Below are 1,577 nucleotides of genomic sequence, written 5' to 3'. Positions count from 1 at the left end.
ATATTTTCATCTATCAATCAGTATTTTATATTTTTATAAATTCATCATTTTTTGATTTAAAAACTGCATTAGCTTTTGAGTTTGATTCACATTATTGTATAAGACTAATAGGTGCTAACGTTCCACGGCTTGGCGCAGTAGCGACTGCGTGAAACGATTATTTCTTGCTAAGATAAGATTTTCCAGCGGAAAATCGAACGTGATTTTTAAAACAAATGTAGCTATTGAGCCAAACCGCTGTTAGTGGCTGGCTTATTTTTTACCAGTAATTTTTTTAATCAATTTTTTCTCAATATTTGTAAGCATTCCATAAAATTCTTCATAAGTAGGAAATCCATCATTCCAATTAAGCGTTTCAGATATACTGGCAGTAGTTGTGGCTAATTCTGTCATTGTATACATTAAATCTTCATATTTGAGAATACTATCTTTTGTTTTTTTACTCGTATAACATTTTGCTAAGACTTCAATTCTCGACAGCATATTGAATAAATTTTCCCTTTCATTTAATGGGAGTTTACTATCTCTAATTTCATAATATTGAGCAATTGTTTGTAATTCTCTAAACTCAGGATTTCTCAAATTAATAATATCATTATGCAAAATTTTTAATGTCACATAGTTTTTCCCTAGAGTCTTTATTAGCTCTAAAAGTTCCTCTAATTTGTTTGTTACAATTTGATTTTTAGCATTTTTATCATTACGATTTATTGCATGCATTCCAATAATTACTGCTCCGACGGTTCCAACAGCAGTCAAAATATCAAGGATTGATTTAACGTTCCCTTGCTACAAGAGGTTTGGGATTAAATTAAGCCTTATTTTCGGATTTGCCTAAACTTCCCAAATACAAGACCATTTTTAAATTAAGCCAATTGCCCAAATCTCTTGTAGCAAGTGTTGGTAGCTGGCGTTCTTGTCATACGTAAAAGTTCAATTTTGTAATTATTTATGCGCTTCGTTTTTCCGCTTTCCATTTCGACATTTTAATTTTTTATGTTCAAAATTTCGAAGAATTTTAGTGTTTCGTTTTTCACTTTTCAGCTTTAACCTCAAAACTTTTCACGGTTCCGCTTTTCACGTTTCTGAATTTCACGTTTCAGTTTTCTGCGCAAAACTTTTCAAAATTTTATTTTAGGCAAACAATTTTTGATGTTAGTTTTTCAACCATAAATAGCAAACACTACTTATCGATTATTTAATCAAATACCAATTCGATAATTCCAATTGCAATTAAAACAACGATACCAACAGTTATAAAAGCAATAGAAGTCCAATACAATTTTAATTCTGCATAATCTTTAACATACTCTGAGAAATTATTCCTTTTTACTCCAACTTTTGGTTTCTCCTTATTGAAAAATCTAAAATAATAAATAAGGCTACCAACTAAAATTAGAGCAAGTAATGTAATAATTAATCCTATCATTTTTTAATAAATTATTTGTATTCGTGATTTTTTCAACACGCTTGCTACCAACGTTCCCTTGCTACAAGAGGTTTGGGATTAAATTAAGCCTTATTTTCGGATTTGCCTAAACTTCCCAAATACAAGACCATTTTTAAATTAAGCCAAT

The 1,577-nt window shown here is 29.9% G+C and carries 2 protein-coding genes; both read right to left on the bottom strand.

What is annotated here, in order from left to right:
- Nucleotides 1-252: 252 nt before the first annotated feature.
- On the bottom strand, nt 253-759 hold the full coding sequence (locus QZ824_RS11715; protein WP_291276197.1) for a hypothetical protein: 507 nt from the start codon (nt 757-759) through the stop codon (nt 253-255).
- A gap of 439 nt (nt 760-1,198) precedes the next feature.
- Nucleotides 1,199-1,429 carry a hypothetical protein gene (locus QZ824_RS11710; RefSeq protein ID WP_291276196.1) on the bottom strand — a complete coding sequence of 77 codons (231 nt, stop codon included), beginning with the start codon at nt 1,427-1,429 and terminating at the stop codon, nt 1,199-1,201.
- Between the last annotated feature and the right edge of the window lie 148 nt (nt 1,430-1,577).

This window comes from Flavobacterium sp. (assembly GCF_021151785.1).
Classification (GTDB): Bacteria; Bacteroidota; Bacteroidia; order Flavobacteriales; family Flavobacteriaceae; genus Flavobacterium.
This window is presented reverse-complemented; position numbering and strand designations above follow the sequence as displayed.

Excerpts from the sequence above, each read along its gene's own strand:
- QZ824_RS11710 (WP_291276196.1), bottom strand. The coding sequence starts at position 1,429 with ATGATAGGATTAATTATTACATTACTTGCTCTAATTTTAGTTGGTAGC.